The organism is Amycolatopsis sp. (assembly GCF_025464955.1).
Taxonomy (GTDB): Bacteria; Actinomycetota; Actinomycetes; order Mycobacteriales; family Pseudonocardiaceae; genus Amycolatopsis.
In genome coordinates this window covers 1-15,392 of the sequence record NZ_JAODNM010000146.1, presented here as the reverse complement: position 1 = coordinate 15,392, position 15,392 = coordinate 1, and the positions used below count along the sequence as shown (strand labels likewise).

Here is a 15,392-nt window from a genome sequence, read left to right as displayed (position 1 = left end):
ACAAGGAAGGCCCCCGGCGCGGGTGCGCCGGGGGCCTCGCCGCGTGTGGCGGTCAGTTGTGGATGGTCCAGGTTTGGGCTTGGCTGGCGTTGCAGTCGTAGAGCTGGAGGTGCGTGCCGTTGGACGTGCTGGCGTTGGGGTCGTCGAGGCATCGCCCCGACTCCGGGTTGACCAGCTCACTGCCGGACTTCTGCCACTGCTGGGCTCCGGTGCTGTTGCACTGCCACAGCTGCACGACGGTGCCGTTCGCCGTGCCGCTGTTGGAAACATCCAGGCAGCCGCCCTGTGCCTGCAGGCTGCCGTCCGGTGCCTGATACCAGTTCTGGGCGCCGGTCTGGTCGCAGGTCCAGAGCTGAACCGCCGTTCCGTTGGCCGTGCCGCTGGTGGAGACGTCGATGCAGTCGTTGGGCAGCGCGGAGGTGATGGTGCCGATCTTCGTGCCGTTGGCGGTTCCGGCGTACGACGGAGGAGCCGCCGATGCCGATGTCGCCCACGACGTGTTCGCCGTGGTGCCGAGCGTGTAGTTCAGCGTTCCGCCGCTGGTGATCGCCGTGGTCGGGGCGTAGGCGTTGTTCCAGGCGGACCCGTTGAACGTCGCGCTCTGCACGTACGGGGCGTTGTCCGCGGCCTGCGGGGCGTTGATCGTGAGCTTGTTGCCGCTGGGCAGGCTGAGGATCTCTTGGCTGAACAACGGGCTGCCCAGCGCGAGGTCGGCGGTGCCGGGGGTCTCCGGGTACATGCCGAGCGCCGAGAAGACGTACCAGGAGCTCATCGCGCCGAGGTCGTCGTTACCGGCGAGGCCGCCGGGGGCGTCCGTCCAGATCTGGTCCTGGACCTGCCGGACCACCTTCTGCGTCTGGTACGGCTGGCCGACGTAGTCGTACTCCCACGGCAGTTCGAGGCTGGGCTCGTTGCCGAGGTCGGACTGGCTCCCGTTGGCTCCGTGGAAACCGGCCAGCACGCTGTTGAGGTAGGAGATCATCGCGGCGTTGCCGCCCTTGGCCGTGGCCAGCCCGGCGACGTTGAACGGCACCATCCCGGTGTACTGCCAGGACGTCCCCTCGACGAAGTTGTCACCGCTGCTCGGGTTGAACCCGCCCGTCCACGACCCGTTCGCCAGCTTCGGCTGCATGAACCCGCTGCCGCTGTTGAACGTGTTGTGCCAGTTCTGTGCGCGGTTGGCGAAGAAGTTCTGGTCGGTGGTGTCGCCCTGTGTGCCGGCGAACGCCGACACCGCGAAGTCGGCGCTGTCGTATTCCAGCTGCGTCGACACCGGGCCGTAGAAGTTGCAGCACTGGTAGGTGCCATCGCTGGGCAGGTAGCCGGGTGCGTTCAAGGCGTTGACCCCGGGCCGGACGTTCCCGTTGATGCTCGCCTCGTGCACCATGTCGGTCAACGCCGTGCCCGTGTCGAAGTTCCGCGCGCCGAAGGCGTAGTAGTCGGCGAGGATCGGGTCGGCCGGATCACCCACCATCACGTAGGTCTCACCGTTGTTCTGGGCCCATTTCGGCAGGCCGCCGCCCTGGGCGTAGTCGGCGAGCATGGACTGTGCCATGTCGCTGCTCTGCGTCGGTGCGATCAGTGCGGTCAGCTGCGCCTGCGTCCGGTAGATGTCCCAGCCGGAGAAATTGGCGTACTGCGCCGAATGCCCACTCGCGACGGTGTGGACCTGGTTGTCGAACCCGGGATACTGCCCGTTGGTGTCGGAGAAGACGTTGGGGTGCAACAGGGAGTGATACAGCGCGGTGTAGAAGACCTGCTGCTGGGCGGTGGTGCCGCCGCCGATCTGGATCCGCCCGAGCATCGAGTTCCACGCGTTGTGAGTGCTCTGCTGGACCGCGCCGAAGTCCCAGCCGGAGTTCTCGGCGGTGCGGTTGGCCTGGGCGTTGGCGACCGAGACGTAGGACAGCCCGACCTTGGCCTGCACGACCTGGCTCGCGGTGGTGTCGAACGTGACGTATCCGCTGTTGGGACCGGCAGCGGCAGCGTTCGGGGCGACGGTGCGCGCCGCGGGCACAGCCCCGTGCATCTTGTCGACCATGGCTTTCGGTGTCGCGGTGGCGGCAGCGGTGCCGTTCTTGGCGAACGGGTGGTCGAACACGATGTCGAAATACGCGGTGTAGGTGAACCCGGCACCGCAGAAATGTCCAGAGGTGACCGAGCCGGACACTTCGCTGTTGTTCACCACCTGCCACGAGGTCGCGGAATCACCGTTCTGGCTGCCGTTGAGCTTGAACACCAGATTGGCCTGGGTGGTGGCGGGGAAAGTGAACTTCGCCATTCCGGACCGCGTGGTAGCGGTGAGTTCGGTGTGGACGCCGTTGTCGGTCTTCACCGAGTAATAGCCGGCGTTCGCCGATTCGTTCGCGTGGGAGAAGGAATCGGTCGCGCCGGTGTTCACCGCGCCCACGGTCGGCAGGATGGGGATGTCGCCGTCGGCGCCGCAGCCGGGGCCGGACAGGTGGGTCAGGCTGAAGCCAGTGATGGAGGAGTCGTTGTACTCGTACCCCCCGCCGTCCGGCCGGTGCGGGGTGTCGGGACTCCACTGGACCATGCCGAAGGGCGCATCCGCGCCAGGAAAGTCGTCGGCGGCGTTCGAAGTGCCGACGAACGGGTTCACCACCGAAGCGGGATCGCTCACCAAAGTCGCGGCGTTCGCGACCCCTGCCAGCGGAGTGGCTGTCGCCACCACGAGGATGGCGGCCGCGGCCGCTCGTGTCACCAGTGCTCTCAAGACCATGTCGTTAATCCCTCGCGTCGTGGTGACAACGTTGTCACCTCTCGGGCTCGGTTTAAGGGAAGCGCTGGTGCGTGAGCAAGTCAAGAATCCGCGGTTGTTCTGTCGCTCTTCCTGACAATCCTTCGTTTTTACTCCGGCAAATGCCCGAGCCAACGCATTGTCGAGGCTATTCGGAGGGGTCGTGGGTGCTGCTGTGGCGGTGCGTCGCGCGCGTGAGTGACTCGGGGGACGTTTAGTACGAATCATTTGTATCGGGGGACGTTTCGTGCACAGCGGCAACGGCCCGGCCCGCCCCAGCCGCCTCCGACCGTCGAACTCGCGCGTTTGAGCGTGGGACTCGCCGCTCTGAACGTGGGACTCGCGGGCTGCGCGGGGTCGGCGATTACCATCCGGGGTCGTGGGTAAACCGGGATGGTCGTCGAGACTGGGACTGCTCCAGGGCGTCGGACCGGTGACCCGGTCCAGGCTCAGCGCGGAAGCTCTGGCCGGGCTGACGCTGGCGGCGCTGGCGGTGCCTGAGGTGCTCGGTTACGCCCGCATCGCCGGGATGCCCGTGGTCACCGGCCTCTACACGATGCTCATCCCGCTCGCGGTGTACGTCGTGTTCGGCTCGTCGCGGCACCTCGTGGTGGGCGCGGACTCCGCGACCGCCGCGATCCTCGCTGCCGGGCTGATCGGCGCGGCCGCGCCCGGGTCTCCGCGCTATGTGCAGCTCGCCGGCACCGCGGCCCTACTGGCCGGTGGTCTCCTGGTGCTGGCGCGCGTGATCAACCTGGGCTTTCTCGCCAACTTCCTGTCGCGGACCGTCCTGGTCGGGTTCCTGACCGGGGTCGGTATCGGCGTCGCGGTGGGCCAGCTACCCGAGATGCTCGGCGTGCGGGTCACCGGCTCCGGGACAGTGGCGAAGTTCGTCGACCTGGTCCGCTCGCTCGGGCACGTCGGAGTGTCCACAGTGGTCGTCTCGGCCGCGGTGATCGCTGTGGTCCTGGGTACCCGCAAGCTGACCAAGCGGATTCCGGGCGCGTTGATCGCGGTCGTCGGCGCGATCGCCGTCAGCAGGTTGGCGCATCTGGCCGATCACGGCGTGAGCGTCGTAGGCGCTGTACCGCAGGGGTTTCCCGAGTTGGCGCTGCCGAGTTTCGCGTTGGGGGACCTCACGACGCTGCTGCCTGTCGCCGTATCGATGTTCGTCGTGATCCTGGCGCAGAGCGCGGCGACGTCGCGTGCCTACGCGAGCAGGTACGACGAGAACTTCACCGAGGACGCCGACCTGGTCGGGCTCGGCGCGGCCAACGTCGCGGCCGCGTTCACCGGCGCGTTCGTCGTCAACGGGAGTCCGACCAAAACGCAGATCGTCGACAGCGCGGGCGGCCGGAGCCAGCTTTCCTCTGTCGCGGCGGCTGTCGTCGTGGTGCTGGTGCTGCTGTTCCTGACCGGACCGCTGGCGTACCTGCCGCTCGCGGCGCTGGCGACCGTGGTGTTCCTGATCGGCGTCGAACTGGTCGACCTCGCCGGGATGCGCCGGATCCGCGCGGTGCGGCGCGGTGAGTTCGTCGTCGCCCTCCTGACCGCGGCGGCTGTGGTGCTGGTCGGTGTCGAGCAGGGCGTCGTACTCGCGATCGTCGTCTCGATCATCGACCACTTGCGCCACAGCTACGAACCGCGCAGCAGCGTGCTCGTCAAGTCCGCCGCCGGGCACTGGCAGTCGCTCCCGGTCGAAGCCGGCATCCGCACCACACCCGGCCTGGTCGTCTACCGATTCGGGACGAGCCTTTACTTCGCCAACGCGTCGAAACTCGCCTCGGACCTCACGGCGCTGACCCACCACGGCGACTCGTTGACGTGGTTGTGCCTCGACGGCGCGGCGATCGGCGATGTCGACTACTCCGCCGCGGCCGTGCTGACACGCGTCCACCAGGACCTGCGCCACGCCGGTATCCGGCTGGTCCTGTCCAACATCATCGAGCCCGTCCGGCACCAACTCGACCGCTACGGGCTCACCGCCGCGGTCGGCGCCGATGCGTACTTCGACACGGCGGGCGAGACGCTGGAAGCCTTCCACTCGGCCCACTGAGTGAGCCGTCGAAATACGCTGCGAAAATTCCGCGGTGCCCGCTTTCGGAACGTCCGCCCTGGTCATCGAAGTCCCCGCGGCCGAGGTGCTGCTTGACGTCGCGAGGCGGGTGAACCCGATACTCGTGCGTCCGGGCCTCCCCGCGCACGCCACGGTGCTGTATCCGTTCCTGCCCGCGGCCGAACTCACCGCCGACGTCGACGCCGCGGTGCGGGCGATCGCCGCGCGGGTGCCGGTGACGGACCTCCGCCTGACCGAAGTCATCTCGGCACCGGGTTTCGTCGCCATGGCGGTACCCGAACTACAGCCGGTGGCCGAGGCCGCCTACGCCGTCTGGCCCGAAGTCCAGCCCTACGGCGGCCGGTTCGGGCCGACGCCCCCGGTGCACCTCACCGTGGCGATCGGCGGGACGGAAGACGAACTCACGCAGGTCGCGGCACAAACGCGTGAGGCACTTCCGGTGTCGGACCGGCCCGAGGCCGTGCATCTCGTCGTGCTGACCGAGCAAGGCTGGCAGCTTCGGCTCAGCGCTCCGCTGGGCTGAGCCGCCGGTACGCAAGCGCGATCGCTCGCGGCGGGGCGACGTCGGCAGCGAACGCCGGCTCGGCCCCGTTGACCAGCATTGACGGCCGACGCCGCCGTACCGGGTTCGTCACTCCGGTTTGCGTGCCCGGCCGGAACGCGGCCGGTTCGCGTCGTAGCTGTTCAACTGGTCCATCAGGGTGGACACCGTTTCGCGGTCCCGGGGCGAGAGCCGCATCGCGCGCTGGGCCATCGCCCGCGCCTCGGTGTCGCGCCACGCGACGACGTCGTCGACCTGCTTGTCGATCTCTTCGGCGACCGCGTCATCGAAGAAGTAGGTGACCGGGATGCCGAAGAACTGCGCCAGCGCCTGGATGTGCGATCGCTTCGGATCCAGGCGCGCGCCGACGGCGAGCTGCTGTACGTGGGTGGCCGACATCGACACGCCGGTGGCATCCGCGACGCCATGGGCGATCTCGCGGTAGGAGTACGGCTTGCGGTCCGGCGGGTGGATCGTGGCGATCAGGTGTGTCAGCCTGGCGGCGAAGCTGCTGCTCTTGTCGAGCGCGCTGTCTGTGCTGCCTGCGTCGTCACGCCGCGTGCCGGCCATCGTGCATCCACCTCGTCCGGTCTGTTCGTATCGGCGACCCGGCTACCTGCTTCGGAAACTTGACAGATTCCGTTCCGCAAAACCTACAATACGCGCGCACGATGTACAGAAAACTAAACGCAAGGATCCACACCGCGCCCGCGCATCAAGTGCACACGGGCTCGGAAGCCGTGTGTGCAGTTGACGCGCGGGCGCGGGTAATGGGGGAACGGGTCAGATCGCGCGTTCGCCCTTGCCGAGGACGACGATGCCGCCGTCGCTGACGTGGTAACGGTGCCGGTCGCGGTCGAGGTCGACGCCGATGTGGGCACCGGGCGGCACGACGACGTTCTTGTCCAGGATCGCGCGGCGGACGACGGCTCCGGCGCCGACGCGGGCGCCGTCGAGCAGGACCGAGCCCTGCACGACCGCACCGGTTTCGACGATGACGTCCGGGGAGAGCACGCTGTCGACGACCTGCGCGCCGGAGATGATGCAGCCGGGGCTGATGATCGACTGGTTGGCCGTCCCGCCTTCGACGAACTTCGCCGCCGCGCGCTGGCCAGGGTGCGCCAGGATCGGCCACTTCTTGTTGTACAGGTTGAAGATCGGGTACGTCGAGATCAGGTCGGTGTGCGCGTCGTAGTAGCTGTCGATGGTCCCGACGTCGCGCCAGTACCCGTGGTCGCGCTCGGTCTCGCCGGGCACCACGTTGCCGCTGAAGTCGTAGACGGCGGCCTCGCCGGTGCCCACCAGCGCCGGGATGATGTCCCGGCCCATGTCGTGGCGCGATTCGCGGTTCGTCGAGTCGGCGTGCAACGCGTCCAGCAGCACCTGTGTGGTGAACACGTAGTTGCCCATCGACACGTACGCTTCTTCCGGCGAGTCCGGTAGTCCCGGCGGATCCGCCGGTTTCTCGAGGAACGCGTCGATGTGCGTGCCGTCGCCGGTCTGGATGACGCCGAACTCGGTCGCTTCGGCCCGGTTCACCCGGATGCCGGCCACGGTCACCCCGGCGCCGGACGCGATATGCGCGTCGATCATCTGCCGGGGGTCCATCCGGTAGATGTTGTCCGCGCCGAAGACCGCGATATAGGCGGGCGACTCGTCGTAGACCAGGTTGAGGCTCTGGTGGATCGCGTCCGCGCTGCCCTGGAACCAGTGCGGCCCGAGGCGCTGCTGCGCGGGCACCGGCGTGACGTACTCGCCGGTCAGCGACGACAGGCGCCACGTCGTACTGATGTGCCTGTCCAGCGAGTGCGACTTGTACTGCGTCAGCACGCAGATCCGCCGCACGCCACCGAGCACGAGGTTCGACAGGACGAAGTCGATGAGCCGGTGCACCCCGCCGAACGGCACGGCGGGTTTGGCACGGTCGGCGGTCAGTGGCATCAGGCGTTTTCCCTCGCCGCCGGCGAGCACGATGCCGAGCACGTCCGATCCGTCGGTCACACGGTCCTCCTGGTGGACTCGTAGAGCGCGACCGTCCGTTCGGCGATCGCGCTCCAGCCGAACTCTTTCACGGCGCGCGCGCGTCCGGCGACGCCCATCTCGGTGGATCGGCGCGGGTCGCCGACCAGTTCGTTGATCCGGGCGGCGAGATCCGCTTCGAAGGCCGCGGTGTCGTTCTCGTCGTAGTGCACCAGCAATCCGGTGACGCCGTCGTCGACGACCTCCGGGATGCCGCCGACATCGCTGGCGACGACCGCGGTACCGCAGGCCATCGCCTCCAGGTTGACGATGCCGAGCGGCTCGTACACCGACGGGCACGCGAAGACCGCGGCGTGCGTCAGCAGTTGGACGACCTGCGGGCGCGGGAGCATTTCCGGGATCCAGTGCACTCCGGTGCGTTTCGCCTCAAGTTCGGCGACCAGCCCGCGGAACTCCGCGTCGAGCTCCGGGGTGTCCGCGCCGCCCGCGCACAGGATCAGCTGGGTGCCCTCGTCGAGCGCCGCCGCCGCGCGGACCAGGTGCGGAACGCCCTTCTGGCGGGTGATCCGGCCGACGAACAGGACGTAGGGCCGTCCGGGGTCGATGCCGTGGGCCTCGAGGACGTCGGTGGCCGGATCGGGTTGGTAGAGCTGCGTGTCGATGCCGTTGTGGATGACGTGGACCCGGTCCGGCGGCACCGCCGGGTACGCCTCGAGGACGTCGCGGCGCATGCCCCCGCTGACGGCGATGATCGCATCGGCCGACTCGAAAGCGTCGCGCTCGATCCATGACGAGACTCGGTACCCGCCGCCGAGCTGCTCGGCCTTCCACGGCCGCAGCGGTTCGAGCGAGTGCGCGGTGATCACGTGCGGGATGCCGTAGGTCATCTTCGCGAGGTGCCCGGCCAAGTTGGCGTACCAGGTGTGGCTGTGCGCGAGGTCGTGCCCGGCGAGCGCGTCCGCCATCGACACGGCGATGTCCATGGTCGCGAACGCGGGCTGGCGGTAGCTGTGCGCGTCCGTGTGCCCGTGGGCGCCTTCGCGGTCGGCCCCCCAGCAGTGGACGTCGAGGTCGACGAGCGCGCGCAGTTCGCGGGCGAGGAATTCCACGTGCACCCCGGCACCGCCGTAGACGTCCGGCGGGTACTCCCGGGTGAGCAGGCCGATCTTCATGGTCGGAACCCTACGGGCAGCGGCGCAAGGAATGCAGCATGGTTGGCGGGTTGTTTCCCGGCAGCCGTGCCGAGTCTTCGATGGTCACTGATTCGGACCAGTCCACTCAGTGCTGGTCCATCCAGTGGGAAACTCGCCGGATCGATCTCCGCGGACTGCGTTCGACGTCGCCCACACGCGTGCACTTTCGGTCCGAACCACGCATTTGGGCTGATGATCAACACTATGACCACGACGACAGCACACACCTTCACCGGTGTCCTCGAAGATGTCGAGCGTGAGGTCGACGGGGTGCTGTCGACCTTCCTCGAAACCAAGAGCCGCAACGCCGCGCACCCGTCCGTTCGCGGGATCCTCACCCGCCTGCGGGCGCTGGTGCTCACCGGCGGCGAGCGACTCCGGCCGCGCCTGTGCGTCCTCGGCTGGCAGGCGGCGGGTGGGTTGTCCGGGGGTGGGCACGGTGACTCACACGCGGTGGCCGGCGCCGCGGCGTCACTCGAGATGGTGCACGCCTTCACCCTCATCCACGACGACATCGTCGACGACAGCGATACCCGGCTCGGGGTGCCCACCGTGCACCGCGCGTTGGCCACCCACCACCACGAACGGCCCGAAGCGGCCAAACTCGCGCTCAACGCGGCAGGGCTGCTCGGGGACGTCGCGCTGGTTTACGCCGACGAGATCCTGCATGGCGCCGGGCTCACGTCGGCCCAGCTGCGCGCCGCGTTGCCGGTGATGAACGTGATGCGCACCGAGGTGATGTACGGGCAGTACCTGGAACTGCTGGCGACCGGACGGCTGAGCACCGACGTCGACGGCGCACTGCAGATCGCCCGCTACAAGTCTGCCAAGTACGGCATCGAACGGCCGCTGCATCTTGGTGCCGCGCTCGGCGGCGCGGACGACCGGCTGCGGGCTTCGCTGACGGCGTTCGCGCTGCCGGTGGGTGAAGCGTTCCAACTGAGGGAGGACCTGGTCAGCGTGTTCGGCGGACCAGGTTCGGCGGACGTCCGACCGGCGAAGCAAACCGTGTTGATGGCGCTCGCGCTGCAACGGGCCTCCGACTCGGATCAGGAGCACCTGCGAAGAAGCGTCGCCGGGCCGGAACCGAGCGAGACCGACGCCGCCCGTGTCCGCATGATCCTCGACGACACCGGCGCCCGCGACACCGTCGAACACATGATCACCACGCGCTGCCGGGAAGCGCTGCGCGCGCTCGCCGCCGCCGACCTGCCGACGGAGACGGCGTCGACGCTCAGACAGATCGCGCTCCAGGCCACCGCTCGCCGGTCTTGACAGCGCGGCTCGTCACTATCATTGAGGCGTTCTCACCCTGAGGAGTCGCCTTGGCCCAGCCCGTCATCCGCCCCTACCGCGCGACCGATCGTGCCGCCGTCGGCGACATCTGCGTGCGCACCGCCGACAACGGCAGCGACTCCGGCGCGCTCTACCCCGACCTCGACCTGATGCCGACGGTGTTCGCGTGGCCGTACGTCGAGTTCGAGCCGGAACTGGCGTACGTCCTCGATGACGGTGAGCGCGCGGTGGGCTACATCCTGGGCACCGCGGACACCCCCACGTTCGTCAAGCGCTTCCGCGAGGAGTGGCTACCCGCTGTCAGCGGAAAATTCCCGCTTCCGCGGGTTCAAGCGACTCCGTCGGACTTCATGGTGAGCCTGCTGCACAACCCGGACCGGATGGTCGTTCCCGAGGTGGCCGCGTTCCCCGCGCATCTCCACATCGACCTGCTTCCGGAGGCCCAGGGCGGCGGGCACGGCCGGGCGTTGGTGGCCGCCTTCCTGTCTGCTCTCGGCGCGGCCGGCGTCGACCGCGTGCACCTGTGCATGGGACGGCAGAACACGAACGCGCGGGCGTTCTACGACCGGCTCGGCTTCACCGAGATCCCGGTTCCGGGTGCGGACTCTGTGGCCTACCTCGGTCGTGACACCACTCTGTGAAAGTCTCCGCGTGAGAGTCCCCGGCCCAGTGTCTCCGGCTGAAGTTTTTCAAGAACCTGCGCGATCGATGTCGAATCCGTGAAAAGTGCCTCGACTACCGGCGTAAGCACCCGGAAGCAGCACACAAGGAGCGACATCATGGACAGCGACATCATGGACAGGGTGACTTCGGCCGACGGCACGACCATCGCGTTCGACCGGCTGGGCGACGGGCCGCCGGTGATCGTGGTGAGCGGAGCGCTCTGCAACCGCGCCGTGACCCGTCCGCTCGCCGACAACCTGGCGCAGCACTACACCGTGTACAACTACGACCGGCGCGGCCGGGGCGACAGCGGCGACATCGCGCCGTACGCGGTGGAGCGGGAGATCGAGGACCTCGCCGCGATTCTGGCAGCGGCCGGTGGGTCGGCGGCGGTGTACGGGCATTCGTCCGGCGCGGCACTCACCCTCTACGCGGCGGCACGCGGACTCGATTTCACGAAGATCGTCCTGCACGAACCGCCTTTCGTGACCGTCGACGACGCGGCACAGGAGGGGCTCACCAAGCAGACCGACGAGATCCTCGATCTGCTCACCCAGGACCGCCGTCGTGAGGCCGTCGAGCGGTTCCTGGTCATGACCGACACTCCGGCGGAGTACGCCGTCCCGATGAGCCAGGACCCGGGGATCCAGTCGAGCGCGCTGACCATCCGGTACGACCTCGAGCTCGTCGGTGAGGCCGCGCGGGGCGGCGCGACCCCGACCGAGCAAGCGTCGAAGGTGACCGTGCCCGCGCTCGTACTGGCCGGCGGGGCGAGTGACGAGTGGATGATCGACGCCGGAAGGCGGCTCGCGGAGGCGATTCAGGGTGCCCGGTTCGGCATGGTGGACGGCTTCGCGCACGTCGTGCCGCCGGCGGTGCTGGTGCCGATCCTGGCGGGGTTCCTGAACGGCTGACCGCCGCACGGCGGAGTACGTTGGCGGCAAGATCGTCAACGTTCGCCAAGGAGACCTCTTCCATGAAAATCGGCATCGGAATTCCGAACCAGGTCCGCGACCTCCGCGCCTCGGTCATCCCGGAATGGGCGTCGCAGTCCGAAAAAGCCGGCTTCTCGACCCTCGGGACGGTCGGCCGCATCGCCTATCCGGGGGTGATGGACACCGTGGCGCTCGCCGCCGCGGCCGGCGCGACGAGGACGATCGGGCTGTTCAGCAACGTTCTGCTCGCCACCGTGTGGCCGCCCGAGCTCCTGGCGAAGGAAGCCGCCGGTATCGACGGTGTTTCCGGTGGTCGGCTCACGCTCGGGCTCGGGATCGGCGGGCGGCCGGACGACTTCGTCGCCGAAGGCGCCGGGCCGAAGGGCCTCGGCAAGCGGCTGGACCACGACCTCGAGGTGTACCGCGACTTTTGGACAGGCGGCCCGGTCGGCGGGGGAGACAACCCCGGCGTCCCGGCCGGCACGCGCGAAGTGCCGCTCATGTTCGGCGGGTTCGCCGAAGCCGCGCTCGACCGCATGGCTCGGTGGGGCGAGGGCTACGTCGGCGGGTCGATGCCGGCGGAGATGGTGTCCGGGGCGTTCGACGGCGCGCGTGCAGCGTGGACCAAGGCCGGTCGTGAAGGGTCGCCTCGGCTCGTCGCGATCGCGTACTACGCGTTCGGCGACACCGACAAGGGCGTTGGCAATGTCCGGGACTACTACAGCAATATGGGCGAAGGGGCAGACTTTATCGCGTCGACCGTCCGCACCTCGCCCGACGCGGTGAGGGCCGCCGTCAAGGAGTTCGAGGCCATCGGCGCCGACGAACTGATCTTCAACCCGACGCTCGATGACCTCGACGAAGTGGCCCGGCTCGCCGACGTCGTCTTCTGACGCGACACTAGTGTCGCGGGGTGCCTCCGTACCTGCACCTCACCTGGAACGACCCGGTCACCGAGCGCCAGGGTTTCGTCGTGATCGATCGCCTGGTCCGAGGCGTCTCCAGCGGTGGCCTGCGCATGCGCGCGGGCTGCACGCTGGAGGAGGTGCGGGGCCTCGCCGCGGGGATGACCCGCAAGGAAGCCCTGCACTACGACCCGGCAGGCCGTTATGTTCCGCTCGGCGGGGCCAAGGGCGGCATCGACTGCGGTCCTGAGGACCCCGGCGCCCGCGCGATGCTCGGCCGGTTCCTGGCCGCGGTCCGGCCGATCATCGAGCAGTACTGGACCACCGGGGAAGACCTCGGTGTCCGCCAGGACACGATCGACGAGGTAGTCGCCGAACTCGGCCTCACCAGCTCGATCCAGGCGATCTACCCGTTGCTCGATGACCCCACCGAAGCGCGCCGACGCCTGGCCGACGCGTTCGCGATCGAGGTCGATGGCGTCAGCCTGCCGGAACTCGTCGGCGGTCTCGGCGTCGCCGAGTCGGCACTCGCCGTGCTCGACCACGACGGCGTCGATCCTCGAACTGTCCGGGCCGTCGTCCAGGGCTTCGGGTCGATGGGAGGCGCGACGGCCCGCTACCTCGCGCAGGCAGGTGTCGCGGTCGTCGGGCTGGCGGATGCCCAGGGGACGATCGCCAATCCCGACGGCCTAGACGTGGAACGCCTGCTTCGCGCTCGGGGTCCGCATGGCGAGATCGACCGGTCGCGGCTCGCCGACGGCGACCGTCAGCTCGGTCGCGACGCGTGGTTGGACGTCGACTGCGATCTGCTGGTGCCGGCCGCGGTGTCGTACTGCGTCGATGTGGCCAACGAATCCCGGGTCACTGCGAAGCTCATCGTCGAAGCGGCGAACATGCCGGTGCGGCCGGACGCCGAGGCGCGGCTGGCCGAACGCGGTGTCCGCGTCGTCCCCGACTTCCTGGCCAACTCCGCGACGAACGCCTGGTGGTGGTGGACGTTGTTCGGGGATATCGGTGCGGACGCAGCGGAAGCCGAAGCAAAGGTGCGCTCTTCCTTGCGCGGCCTCGTCACGAAGGCCCTCGACCTCGCCGAACGCCGGGGCGTCACCGTCCGGACGGCCGCGCAGCTCATCGTCGACGGCAAACTCGAAGCCATCACCGCTCGATTCCCTGCCGCTTGATTCACCACTGCCCGGTTCTGTGGATAGGCTCGCCGGTATGAACTGGACCCTCGAAGTGCTGTGCGTGCCGGTGTCCGATGTGGATCGAGCGAAGTCGTTCTATGTCGAGAAGGTGGGCTTCCGGCTGGACCACGACCATGCGATGGGGGAGGACTACCGGGTCGTGCAGCTCACGCCGCCCGGGTCCGGCTGCTCTATCGTCATCGGGACGGTCACGACCATGGTGCCGGGGTCGCTCAACGGCATGCAGCTGGTCGTGCCGGACGTGCGGGCCGCGAGGGCGGAGCTCATCGGCCGCGGTGTCGAGGTCTCCGAGGTCACGGCCTTCGGCCACGACGGCGACAGCGCCGTGCTGGAGAAGCGTGAACTGGACAACGTCGGCTTCTGCTACTTCAGCGATCCGGACGGCAATGCGTGGGCGGTTCAGCAGATCAGCTCGCGGGGTTGAGCGCCGGGTTCAGCGCCCTTGGAGGGACTTCACGTTGTCGCCGAAGGTCCAGTTCTTCGACCCGTCCCAGTTGAGGGACCAGGTCATCAGGCCCTTCAACCCGTTGGCGTAGGTCTTCCACGCTTGGGAGACCAGGCCGGTGGACATGTAGCCGCCACCGGCGCCGGGCTGGGCGGGCAGGCCGGGTACCTGCTTGTCGAAAGGAACCTTGATCGTGGTACCCCCGACGACCAGTCCCTTGTTGAGGCAGTTGGTCTGTGCGGTGAAGCCGGCGACCGTGCCCGCGGAGTACGAATCTCCGGAACAGCCGTACATGCTTCCGTTGTAGTACTGCATGTTCAGCCACCAGAGCCGGCCGTTGTCGGCGTACTTCTTCACGATCGGTAGGTACGCGCCCCAGATCGAGCCGTAGGTGATGCTGCCGCCGGTGACGTAGGCCGTCTCCGGGGCCATGGTCAGGCCGAAGTTCGACGGCATCTTGGCAAGCACGCCGTCGATGATGCGCTCGAGGTTCGCCTGCGACGGGGACAGAGTGGTGATGCTGCCGCTGCCGACGAGGCCGGTCTCGATGTCGATGTCGATCCCGTCGAAGTTGTACGCCTTGAGGATCGGCACGATGGTGGCGACGAACTTGTCCGCGACCGCGCTGGAGCTCAGGTCGATTCCCGCGGCCGCGCCGCCGATCGACATCAGGATCGTCGAGCCGGCCGCCTTGGCCTGACACATCTCGGCCGGGGTCGCGACCTTGACGGTGGCGTCCATGCCGTCCTGCCACAGGACCGTGCCGTCCGAGCGGATGACCGGGAACGCCGCGTTGAGCACGTTGTAGCCGTGGGCCGCGATGCGGGAGTCGGTGATCGGGATCCACCCCAGTGGCGGGTGGACGCCGTTCGCGGAGCCGTCCCAGTTCTCCCAGTACCCCTGCAGCACCTTGCCCGCGGGCCGCGACTTCACCGCGCAGGTATCGGCCTGCGGGGCTGCCTGCGCCGGCGCCGTGACGACCACTGGCACGGCGAGCGCTACTGCCACGGCTATTCCGAGCGCGCGTGATATTCGACCGAACATACCCAGCTCCCATCTCGAAGCACGGTAACCCAGCGAGAACAGTGGTCCAGCGAGAACGCGGCCGGTCGGCCCAACATAGACGCGCCCCCGGCGGGTGCCTACCGACGATCGGGTGGTCTAGACCAAGTACTGAGCGTCAGCTCGCAAGTCACGGCTGATTCCGGGCAGGCCCCCGCCGACCGTGGTGACGGTCGTCGTCACCATGGCCAGCGGTCCACCCGAATCAGGCCGCGTGCTCGTAGGGCCGGTCGTGTGCGGTGTTGTGGATCGGTTTCTGTTCCTGATCCAGCCATTTCGGCGGGATGAACTCCGGCACCCCGTCCACCATCCGCATCGACCAATCCGAATGA

13 protein-coding genes are annotated in these 15,392 nt (G+C 68.3%); 8 read left to right on the top strand and 5 right to left on the bottom strand.

Annotated features, from left to right (window positions below; all coding sequences use genetic code 11):
* Positions 1-52: 52 nt before the first annotated feature.
* Positions 53-2,740: a lectin gene (locus tag JWQ81_RS37470; protein WP_297549264.1), complete on the bottom strand. Its 2,688-nt coding sequence runs from the start codon at positions 2,738-2,740 to the stop codon at positions 53-55.
* Positions 2,741-3,137: 397 nt separating this feature from the next.
* Here JWQ81_RS37470 and JWQ81_RS37465 point away from each other — a divergent pair, with 397 nt between their 5' ends.
* Complete coding sequence (locus tag JWQ81_RS37465) at positions 3,138-4,814, top strand: SulP family inorganic anion transporter (RefSeq protein WP_297549262.1); 1,677 nt, start codon at positions 3,138-3,140, stop codon at positions 4,812-4,814.
* 34 nt (positions 4,815-4,848) lie between these two features.
* Entirely contained in the window at positions 4,849-5,358 is a 510-nt protein-coding gene (locus JWQ81_RS37460; RefSeq protein WP_297549260.1) for a 2'-5' RNA ligase family protein, read from the top strand.
* Positions 5,359-5,466: 108 nt separating this feature from the next.
* Here the strand turns inward: JWQ81_RS37460 and JWQ81_RS37455 are convergent, their stop codons facing one another.
* From JWQ81_RS37455 to glgA, 3 genes are all read right to left on the bottom strand, one after another.
* Complete coding sequence (locus JWQ81_RS37455) at positions 5,467-5,946, bottom strand: XRE family transcriptional regulator (RefSeq protein WP_297549258.1); 480 nt, start codon at positions 5,944-5,946, stop codon at positions 5,467-5,469.
* Positions 5,947-6,159: 213 nt separating this feature from the next.
* The gene (gene glgC / locus JWQ81_RS37450; RefSeq protein WP_297549256.1) at positions 6,160-7,377 is read right to left on the bottom strand and encodes a glucose-1-phosphate adenylyltransferase; all 1,218 of its coding nucleotides are present in this window, start codon (positions 7,375-7,377) and stop codon (positions 6,160-6,162) included.
* Complete coding sequence (gene glgA, locus JWQ81_RS37445; protein ID WP_297549255.1) at positions 7,374-8,528, bottom strand: glycogen synthase; 1,155 nt, start codon at positions 8,526-8,528, stop codon at positions 7,374-7,376. The genes glgC and glgA overlap by 4 nt, the downstream gene beginning before the upstream one ends.
* 225 nt (positions 8,529-8,753) lie before the next feature.
* On the opposite strand from glgA, the gene JWQ81_RS37440 reads away from it, so the two are divergent.
* The 6 genes from JWQ81_RS37440 (at position 8,754) to JWQ81_RS37415 (ending at position 13,977) form a co-directional block, all read left to right on the top strand.
* On the top strand, positions 8,754-9,824 hold the full coding sequence (locus JWQ81_RS37440; protein ID WP_297549253.1) for a polyprenyl synthetase family protein: 1,071 nt from the start codon (positions 8,754-8,756) through the stop codon (positions 9,822-9,824).
* A gap of 50 nt (positions 9,825-9,874) precedes the next feature.
* Positions 9,875-10,486, top strand: coding sequence for a GNAT family N-acetyltransferase (locus JWQ81_RS37435; RefSeq protein ID WP_297549251.1), 612 nt, complete (start codon positions 9,875-9,877; stop codon positions 10,484-10,486).
* Positions 10,487-10,624: 138 nt separating this feature from the next.
* Positions 10,625-11,422, top strand: a complete 798-nt coding sequence (locus JWQ81_RS37430; RefSeq protein ID WP_297549249.1) for an alpha/beta hydrolase — start codon at positions 10,625-10,627, stop codon at positions 11,420-11,422.
* 62 nt (positions 11,423-11,484) lie between these two features.
* On the top strand, positions 11,485-12,336 hold the full coding sequence (locus JWQ81_RS37425; protein WP_297549247.1) for an LLM class flavin-dependent oxidoreductase: 852 nt from the start codon (positions 11,485-11,487) through the stop codon (positions 12,334-12,336).
* A 20-nt stretch (positions 12,337-12,356) separates the two neighbouring features.
* A complete protein-coding gene (locus tag JWQ81_RS37420; protein WP_297549245.1) occupies positions 12,357-13,529 on the top strand; it encodes a Glu/Leu/Phe/Val dehydrogenase dimerization domain-containing protein in 1,173 nt (390 codons plus the stop codon).
* A 37-nt stretch (positions 13,530-13,566) separates the two neighbouring features.
* Complete coding sequence (locus JWQ81_RS37415; protein WP_297549243.1) at positions 13,567-13,977, top strand: VOC family protein; 411 nt, start codon at positions 13,567-13,569, stop codon at positions 13,975-13,977.
* A gap of 9 nt (positions 13,978-13,986) precedes the next feature.
* Here JWQ81_RS37415 and JWQ81_RS37410 read toward each other — a convergent pair whose 3' ends face one another.
* A complete protein-coding gene (locus JWQ81_RS37410; RefSeq protein ID WP_297549241.1) occupies positions 13,987-15,042 on the bottom strand; it encodes a chitinase in 1,056 nt (351 codons plus the stop codon).
* Positions 15,043-15,392: the final 350 nt, after the last annotated feature.

Bases quoted from the DNA above. Each gene is read 5' to 3' on its own strand.
- JWQ81_RS37470 (WP_297549264.1), bottom strand. From the start codon at position 2,740: ATGGTCTTGAGAGCACTGGTGACACGAGCGGCCGCGGCCGCCATCCTC.
- JWQ81_RS37455 (WP_297549258.1), bottom strand. From the start codon at position 5,946: ATGGCCGGCACGCGGCGTGACGACGCAGGCAGCACAGACAGCGCGCTC.
- glgA (WP_297549255.1), bottom strand. From the start codon at position 8,528: ATGAAGATCGGCCTGCTCACCCGGGAGTACCCGCCGGACGTCTACGGC.
- JWQ81_RS37440 (WP_297549253.1), top strand. From the start codon at position 8,754: ATGACCACGACGACAGCACACACCTTCACCGGTGTCCTCGAAGATGTC.
- JWQ81_RS37430 (WP_297549249.1), top strand. From the start codon at position 10,625: ATGGACAGCGACATCATGGACAGGGTGACTTCGGCCGACGGCACGACC.
- JWQ81_RS37425 (WP_297549247.1), top strand. From the start codon at position 11,485: ATGAAAATCGGCATCGGAATTCCGAACCAGGTCCGCGACCTCCGCGCC.
- JWQ81_RS37415 (WP_297549243.1), top strand. From the start codon at position 13,567: ATGAACTGGACCCTCGAAGTGCTGTGCGTGCCGGTGTCCGATGTGGAT.
- JWQ81_RS37410 (WP_297549241.1), bottom strand. From the start codon at position 15,042: ATGTTCGGTCGAATATCACGCGCGCTCGGAATAGCCGTGGCAGTAGCG.